This window comes from Hyphomonas sp. (assembly GCF_040882205.1).
Classification (GTDB): domain Bacteria; phylum Pseudomonadota; class Alphaproteobacteria; order Caulobacterales; family Hyphomonadaceae; genus Hyphomonas.
The window spans coordinates 1-8,239 of record NZ_JBBEBT010000025.1; the positions used below are offsets into that span (position 1 = coordinate 1).

Sequence of the window (8,239 nt, forward strand, 5' to 3'; positions counted from 1 at the left end):
TGACTGGCGCCGCGGCTGCGCCGAGGAAGTCCTGGCGATGGAGGAAGGGCGCGAGCCGGTCGATCCGGAACGCCCGCCGCCGACGCCGGAGGAAGAAGCCGAGGCGCGCCTGAACATTGACATCTGGCGCGCCATCGACACGGCCAGGCACGCACAGCAGATTGCGCTTGATGGGGATCGCCCGCTCAGCCCGGAAGAAATCGACGCTGAGAGCAACGCCGTTTTCGCGCAGCGGATCGCCGATTGCTGGCGCATCCCGGCCGAGCGGCAGAAATGGATGAGCCTGCCGGTCCGGGCGCCGCCGCTGTTTGTGGTGCGCCTGCCTGCGCGGGAGGTGCGGGCGCCGGTGCCGCCGCCGGGAGGGCAGGATACGTGTGCGATCATCTTCGTCCGGCGGCAGCGGCCGGACTGAGCGGCGCCGCATTTCGCCATATTCTGTGCACGGGATCGCCCGGAAAATGAGGGGTTGTTCATGCCGGAAACCAGGCCGCGAATGCTACGTATAACACCAAGCCAGCGCGTGCGGGAAATGCGTCTCGCCGGCGGGATGTCAAAGAGGAGACGGCGTATGAACAAATTCAGCGCAATCGCGGCCCTTGCCGCAGCTTTCGCTGCTCCGCCAGCCCTTGCCGACCATCACGGCGCCAGGAAAACCTTTACAGACCTCGACGCCGACGCGGGCGCCGGCGTGACGCTGGCCGAAATCCAGGCCGTGAAGCCCGAGATGACGGCTGAGAAATTCGCCAAGTATGACACCGACGCCAGCGGCGACATCAGAGCGGCGGAGTACGTCGCCTGGAAAGCTGCGAAAGCCGACAAGAAAGACGAAACCAAGGCGGACGACTGCCCCCCCCCCACGTCCGCAGTGGTTTCGTGAGGAGGCCCCCGGTGTTGTGCGCCGGGGGTCTCCTTTTGGTGCGGGCGGAAACGAAGAAAGGCGCGAGGCTGTTTGACCAGCATCGCGCCTTTCACGGTGTTTCGAATCAGACTACCGAGACACTGTGCTAGCACTCGTGAGCGGTGGTTCGAAGTTCACCAGAGTTCTTTCCGGTCCGCTTCTGAGGCGCACCTTCCATCACTCTTCCGCTCGCGGACGGTCGCCCTCGCAGGCGCTCGCTCCGTTTGCGGTGCCTTGATCCGCCGGCCGGGGGGCCTGCGCATTCAAGGGCTTGACCGCCGCCTCTGCTCGCCTCAGATCGCCTTGCGGCTTCTCTCTGGTCTGCACCTCTCCGGTCCTTGCACGTTGCCGCGCAAAGCCTTCCTGGCGTCCCTTGCGGGACTTTCCGGTCTTGGCCGCCGTGTTTCGGATCGCGCCCCGGTCACGGCTTAGAGCTCTTCTGTCAGGGGTTCTAGCTCCCCGTCCTGAAGACACCGCCTTGCTTTATCCCTTCGCTACATCCCGGCCTTTTGCGCCTCCGGTCTCCCGGTCTTGCTCCTGGCCCGGTGCCTCCGGGTGCGGTGTGCTTGGCCCCCGTTCCGTGTCCGGGTGTGCTCCCGGCTGGTTTTCGTTGGCTTAACGTAACGATCTCACCGAACACGTCCTGAGTCGAGAGCGAGTCCAGACTTTTTCGTCTCGGAGGCGAAATATTTCACAGGTTTAAGGCGGCCTGTGGAAAGGAGGGATCTTATTCGCCGGTATTCTGGCAGCGGGTTATTTCTACCCCGCCGCAGTCTGCGTCCAAGTCTTTTGCGGCATGCGCCAGTCTATACTTTCAAAGGGATAACCGAGCTGCGCCGCCGACAGCGAGACCGGGTGGAGCGCTGAAAAGTCTTTTGCTCAAGTCATCGGCACTGTTCGTGCGAATGAGCCGTCGAATGTTGTCTTTGGTCCATTTCTCTGAAGGCGGCACGTACTCTTAAATTCCCAGATCCTGCTCCCGCAGCCGCTTGAGTTCATCGCGCAGCCGCGCCGCATCCTCGAATTCCAGGTTCGCGGCGGCTTCGCGCATGCGCCTTTCCGTATCGGCTATGACGGCTTTCAGGTTGTGGCCTGTCTCGCCCGCAAGTGGGAGGACCTTAGCCTCGGACACGCCGCGCTCGCGCTGGCGGCGGGAGCGGCTGGCGGAGGGTTTGTCGCCGAGTTCGCCGAGGATGTCAGAGACGTCGCGAATGATGGTGGTGGGCGTGATGCCGTTTGCAAGGTTGTGGGCGTGCTGTTTTTCGCGGCGGCGGGCGGTCTCGTCCATCGCGCGCTGCATGGAGCCGGTGACGCGGTCCGCGTAGAGGACGACGCGGGCCTCGGAATTGCGTGCGGCGCGGCCGATGGTCTGCACGAGGGAGGTTTCCGAGCGCAGGAAGCCCTCCTTGTCGGCGTCGAGGATGCCAACGAAGGCGCATTCCGGGATGTCGAGGCCCTCGCGAAGGAGGTTGATGCCGACGAGAACATCGAACACTCCCAGACGTAAGTCGCGGATGATCTCGATGCGCTCGATCGTGTCGATGTCGGAGTGCATGTAGCGCACGCGCACGCCGTTTTCGTGGAGGAAGTCGGTCAGGTTTTCCGACATTTTTTTCGTCAGTGTGGTGATCAGTGAGCGGAAGCCCTGGGCGGCGACGCCTTTCACTTCGGCCATGACGTCGTCGACCTGGTTGGCGCCGCCGGTGGAGACCGGGCGGACCTCGACGGGCGGGTCGATCAGGCCGGTGGGGCGGATGACCTGCTCCGTGAAGACGCCGCTGGTGCGCTCCAGTTCCCACTTGCCGGGGGTGGCGGAGACGTGGACCGTCTGCGGGCGCATGGCCTCCCATTCCTCGAACTTGAGGGGGCGGTTGTCGATGCAGGAGGGCAGGCGGAAGCCATATTCGGCGAGGGTGGACTTGCGGCTGAAGTCGCCTTTGAACATGGCGCCGATCTGGGGAATCGTCTGGTGGGACTCGTCGGTGAAGACGAGGGCGTTCTGGGGCAGGTATTCGAACAGGGTCGGGGGCGGCTCGCCGGGTTTGCGCCCTGTGAGGTAACGGGAATAGTTCTCGATGCCGTTGCACGAGCCGGTGGCGGCCATCATCTCGATGTCATACTGGCAGCGCTGGGCGATGCGCTGGGCTTCGATCAGTTTGCCGTGCTTTTCGAAATGGGCGATAGTGGCTTTCAGTTCATGCTTGATGGATTCCACCGCCTGGGTGAGCGTCGGGCGGGGCGTGACGTAGTGGCTGTTGGCGTAGATCTTGATGGCGGGCAGGCGTTGCAGCGTGCGCCCGGTGAGGGGATCGAACTCGACGATGGACTCCAGTTCGTCGCCGAAGAAGGAGAGCTTCCAGGCGCGGTCCTCATAGTGGGCGGGGAAGATGTCGAGCACGTCGCCCTTGAGGCGGAAGGTGCCGCGGCCGAAGGCGACATCGTTGCGGGTATACTGGTTGGCGACGAGGCGCTCGGCGACGGCGCGCGGGTCGATGCGGTCGCCGGCGTTCAGGGTGAAGGTCATCGAAGTGTAGGACTCGACCGACCCGATACCATAGAGGCAGGAGACGGAGGCGACGATGATCACGTCATCGCGCTCGAGGATGGCGCGGGTGGCGGAGTGGCGCATCCGGTCGATAGCCTCGTTGATCGAGCTTTCCTTCTCGATGTAAAGGTCCGCACGCGGAACATAGGCTTCGGGCTGGTAATAGTCATAGTAGGAGACGAAATACTCGACCGCATTGTCCGGAAAGAAGGACTTGAACTCGCCGTAGAGCTGGGCCGCGAGGGTCTTGTTCGGCGCAAGGATCAGGGCGGGGCGCTGGGTCGCCTCGATGATCTTGGCCATGGTGAAGGTCTTGCCGGTGCCGGTCGCGCCGAGGAGGACCTGGTCGCGCTCGCCGGAGGTGACGCCCTCCACGAGTTCAGGGATGGCTGTGACCTGGTCGCCGGCGGGCTGATAGTCCGCCTGCACGCGGAAGCGGCGGCCGCCCTCGAGCTTGACCCAGCCGCGGTCCGGCCGGTGGGGTGTCCACTGGTCGGAGGGCAGGGCGCCGGCGGCGTCCATCGCGAAGCCGTCAAAGCTGAAGGCAGCGGAGGCGTCGGCGACGCCGCGGGCGGGAGGTCGGGAGGGGCGGGCCATGGCCGCGAGATATGGGCGTTGGGCGGGGGGGTGTCCAGAGTATTCCTGTTTTGTTCGGCAGCGAAGGGTGGCCTGCTGACACAAGATGGCAGGAGGCAGGCGGCATGACGCGGCACGCAGTCGTCGGCGAGGGTCGGGTTGGCGCAGAGCTTGCGGGCATAGGCGCGCAGTGCGGGCAGGCAGTCTGCGAGATTGTCGGCGAGCAGGTCGTCCTGAGCCCGCGCCCGGGCGGCGCCGAGGCGGGCAAGGGTTGCGCCAGGGCCCGGATGCGCCGGATGCGCGGGATGCGCGAGGGGCTCGGTATCGGCCATGTCAGGGTGCCCAAGATTAACCAGGCCGTTGCCCGGCAACCTTTAACAGAGGGCTGGGAAAGGGCCGAACTGGTCCCGCCGGGAAGGGGCTGGATGTGTTGCGGCTGATGCAGGATGCGTATTTGCGGTCCGGGTCCGCGGATCGGTGAAATTTGACGCTTCCCGAAAACCCTAACTCCACGCCTCTGTGTCAGAACGGGGCGTAACGATGTGAGACGGAGCGCCTGCCAGCGTCGCCGTACACGGATGAACCGGAAGGGTGACTACCAATGGCCAAGACAATTCTCGTGATCGATGATGATCCGACCCAGCGCCGCCTGTTGCAGGCCGCCGTGGAGAAGGCAGGCTTTGCCTGCCGCACGGCGCCGGACGGCGAGACGGGGATCGCGATGTCGTGCGATGCGCGCGAGGGCATTGACGTGGTGCTGCTCGACCTGACGATGCCGGGGCTTTCGGGCCTTGAGACGCTTGACCGCCTGGCCGAACGCCGCGCCGAGCTGCCGGTGATCATGCTGACGGCGACGAGCGGGATCGACACGATCGTGCAGTCTATGCGGCGCGGGGCGCTGGACTTCATCGTCAAGCCGGCCAATCCGGAACGCGTGGTCGTCAGTATCCGCAATGCTCTCAAGATGCAGAGCCTGACCGGCGAAGTGAAACGCCTGTCGCGCAAGGCCGAAGGCGGGATGAAGTTCGAGGACATGATTGCGTCTGCCGCCTCGATGCGCGGCGTGCTGCGCATGGCGGAGCGGGCGGCGACATCGGACATTCCGGTGCTGATCCTTGGCGAAAGCGGCGTGGGTAAAGAAGTGATGGCGCGCTGTATCCAGGGCGCTTCGAGCCGCGCAGGCAAGCCGTTCGTGACGGTGAACTGCGGCGCGATTCCCGAGAACCTCGTCGAGTCGATCCTGTTCGGCCACGAGAAGGGCGCCTTCACGGGCGCGGTGACGAAATCGCTCGGCAAGTTTGTCGAGGCCGATGGCGGCACGCTGTTCCTGGACGAAGTAGGCGAGCTACCGCTCGACGCACAGGTGAAACTGCTCCGTGTGCTGCAGGAAGGCGAGGTCGACGCAGTCGGGTCGCGCCGTCCGACCAAGGTAAATGTGCGGATTATCTCCGCCACCAACCGTGATCTGGCTGGCCAGGTGAAGGCGGGTACGTTCCGCGAGGACCTGTTCTACCGTCTCAACGTATTCCCGCTCGACATGCCGTCTCTGAAGGAGCGCCGCGAGGACATTGCGGCGCTGGTTGAACATTTCATCGCGCGTTTCAATGCAAGCGAGGGCGCGAAAGTGACCGGCGCGGCGCCAGACACGATGAAGATGCTGCACGCCTATGAATGGCCAGGCAACGTGCGCCAGCTCGAGAACGCGGTGTTCCGCGCGGTCGTGCTGTGTGACGGAGATACATTGCGCCCGCAGGACTTCCCGCAGATCTCCGGCCTGATGCCGGATGCGGCGAGCCTGCCAGCGGTGCCGCAGGCGCGTTCCGCTTTGCCGGTGGCGGCGAATGATGTGGGGCCGGCGCACAATTCCGGCCCGGTTGCGATCAAGGACAAGGGCGGCGAACTGCGCAGCCTGCAGGATATCGAACGCGACCTGCTTCAGTATGCGATCGAATTCTATGACGGTCATATGAGCGAAGTCGCGCGCCGTCTCGGCATTGGCCGCTCGACGCTTTACCGTAAGGTGCGCGAGTACGGGCTGGACGTTCACGGCGAGCGCGAAGCCGGTTAGCCTTTAGGCGTCGCCAGATCGTAGGACATGGCGACGTTTCAGCGGGCGTAGCGCTCGGCGAAGCGTTCCATGATGCCGGCGTCGTGGACGAAGCCCGCCTTTTCGTAGAGGTGGATGGCGGCGGCGCATTTCTTGTTGGTCAGCAGGAAGAGTTCGCGGATGGGGAGCTGGCGGGCGCGTTCCAAGACGCGCGCGAGCAGGAACTCGCCGGCCTTCAGGCCTCGGGCGGAAGCACGCACGCCCATCTTGGTCAGTTCGAAACTGGTGCCGTCCACCGGCATCAGCGCGAAGGGGCCGACGATGCCGAGACTGCCGGCTTCGACGAACAGGATCTCGCCGCCCCGGTCGAGGATCATCTCTTTCGGGTTCTCGATGATTCGTATGTCGTTTTCTTCCAGCCTGAACATGTCTTCCGCCCATTCGCGCGTGATCGCGTCGAATTCTTGCGCGAGGCGCTCGTCATATTCGACGAGGCGCAGCGGAGGCAGGCCGCTGGCCGCGGCAATCTCGTCCTGGATGCGGGCATGGATGGGGCCGTCCTGCAGGCTCTCTTCCAGCCTTGCGATCTGGCCAAGTATGTCCGTATCCGGACCTTCGCACAGGGCCTGCGCGGCGCACATGCGGCCACATGTTATGTTTCATGTCCTCGACCAGAGCCCCGCCCCTCGGGGTGAGGCGGATCTGTTTCTGCCGGTTGTCACCCTTGACCGGCACGGTGCGGGTGAGGCCGGGTTTCTGCAGGCTGTTATGGATCCGGGTGACGGCTGGCTGGCTGATGCCGACGGCTTAGACCGCCTCGGTGACGCTGAGCGGGCCATAGGTGGCGAGTGCGGCGAGCAGCGGGAAATGCGCGGCCTGAACGGGAATACCCCGGTCGGCAAAGGCCTTCGTGGCGTCCGCCTGCACGCGCTCCGCAAGGCGCTTGAGCCGGCTGGCGAGCGCCAGAAATCCCATCTCCGCCAACACGTTGCGCGTCATTCCAGCCTCTTTATATCACGTGTTTTATATATTGGCTGTCAAGTGGCGCGGGGAGCGGGCGACAGGACAGGTGAACGGCTAGGGCGCGCCGGCCGGGATGGGGCGGCTGATCAGGGCGCGGCTGCGGAGGGCCAGGGCGATGCCGGCGACCGCGAGCGCGACCATCAGCAGATAGATGTGGGTCTGCGCCGCGATACCGCCGGGCGCAAAGGCATCGTAGGCGAGGCCGGAGCTGAAGCTGGCGATAGCCATCACCGGTCCGAAAACGATCGCGCCGTTTACGGCGTAGGCGAGGGGCAGCTGTTCCTCCGGCAGCGCAACCTGAAGGAAGCGCATGATGGCGAGATGAGTGAGCGCGAAGCTGGCTGCGTGCAGGACCTGCTGCAGGTAGACGGCTTCAACCGGCAGCACGAACCCGGCGGCTGTCCAGCGGATGACGGCGCCGACGCCGCCCATCATCAGGAGCGTGAAAGGGTTCATGCCTTTCAGCAGGCGGGCAGAGACCAGCAGAAGCAGGATTTCGGCGCCGACGCCAGTGGCCCAGAGGGCGCCGATCTGGCCGCCATCAATCCCCTGAGCGATCCAGATATTGGAGGCGAACGTGTAGTAAGCGCCGTGACTGGCCTGGATAAGCGAGGCGGCAATGGCGATGCTCAGAACGCCGGGGATGCTGTAGAGCGCGAAGCCCTCGCGGAAGGTGGAAACCAGCGTCCGGCGTGGCACCACCTTGCGGGCGCCCCGCCGTGTGAACAGGGGGGCGATAGCCGCAATGCCGGCCGCCGCAACGAGATAAGCCAGCACCCAGTCCGGGCCATAGGCGCCCAGGATGGCGCCGCCGGCGAGATTGGCGATAACAAAGGCGAGCGAGGCGAAGGCGCGGCCTTGTCCATAGTCCGGCCGGCCCCCCCGCGTGCCGAACACGAGTACCGCCTCGAATAGCGGACCGGTCAGGTTCAGGGCGCTGTAGATCAGCACGCAAAGCAGGAACTGGACGGCGCGCGGCGCGTCGGGGAACAGCAGCGCGTAGCCGGCAAGGGCAACGGCCATGGCGACGGCAAGCGTGGTGCGCACGCCCCGGTCCTGCGCGATGCCGGCAGAGATCGGACCGGCGAGGATGCGAATGATCATGGCGATGGTTGCGGCGCCCGCGATCTCGGCGCCGGACATGCCGGCG

At 64.9% G+C, this 8,239-nt stretch carries 7 protein-coding genes and 1 pseudogene; 4 read left to right on the forward strand and 4 right to left on the reverse strand.

Annotation, left to right across the window (positions count from 1 at the left end):
* Window positions 1-412 (forward strand): annotated as a pseudogene (locus WEA77_RS01575) (hypothetical protein); the annotation flags it as partial.
* Window positions 413-568: 156 nt separating this feature from the next.
* Complete coding sequence (locus tag WEA77_RS01580; protein ID WP_368066120.1) at window positions 569-877, forward strand: hypothetical protein; 309 nt, start codon at window positions 569-571, stop codon at window positions 875-877.
* Window positions 878-1,856: 979 nt separating this feature from the next.
* Here WEA77_RS01580 and uvrB read toward each other — a convergent pair.
* Window positions 1,857-4,040: an excinuclease ABC subunit UvrB gene (gene uvrB, locus WEA77_RS01585; protein WP_368066121.1), complete on the reverse strand. Its 2,184-nt coding sequence runs from the start codon at window positions 4,038-4,040 to the stop codon at window positions 1,857-1,859.
* A 104-nt stretch (window positions 4,041-4,144) separates the two neighbouring features.
* On the opposite strand from uvrB, the gene WEA77_RS01590 reads away from it, so the two are divergent.
* Both WEA77_RS01590 and WEA77_RS01595 read left to right on the forward strand, forming a co-directional pair.
* On the forward strand, window positions 4,145-4,459 hold the full coding sequence (locus WEA77_RS01590; RefSeq protein ID WP_368066122.1) for a hypothetical protein: 315 nt from the start codon (window positions 4,145-4,147) through the stop codon (window positions 4,457-4,459).
* A gap of 161 nt (window positions 4,460-4,620) precedes the next feature.
* On the forward strand, window positions 4,621-6,087 hold the full coding sequence (locus tag WEA77_RS01595) for a sigma-54-dependent transcriptional regulator (RefSeq protein ID WP_368066123.1): 1,467 nt from the start codon (window positions 4,621-4,623) through the stop codon (window positions 6,085-6,087).
* 38 nt (window positions 6,088-6,125) lie between these two features.
* On the opposite strand, the gene WEA77_RS01600 is transcribed toward WEA77_RS01595, so the two are convergent.
* The 3 genes from WEA77_RS01600 to WEA77_RS01610 form a co-directional block, all read right to left on the reverse strand.
* A complete protein-coding gene (locus WEA77_RS01600; RefSeq protein WP_368066124.1) occupies window positions 6,126-6,707 on the reverse strand; it encodes a GNAT family N-acetyltransferase in 582 nt (193 codons plus the stop codon).
* A 166-nt stretch (window positions 6,708-6,873) separates the two neighbouring features.
* On the reverse strand, window positions 6,874-7,065 hold the full coding sequence (locus WEA77_RS01605; protein WP_368066125.1) for a hypothetical protein: 192 nt from the start codon (window positions 7,063-7,065) through the stop codon (window positions 6,874-6,876).
* Between the two features lie 78 nt (window positions 7,066-7,143).
* On the reverse strand, window positions 7,144-8,239 hold a 1,096-nt coding region (locus tag WEA77_RS01610; RefSeq protein ID WP_368066126.1), incomplete at its 5' end, for an MFS transporter.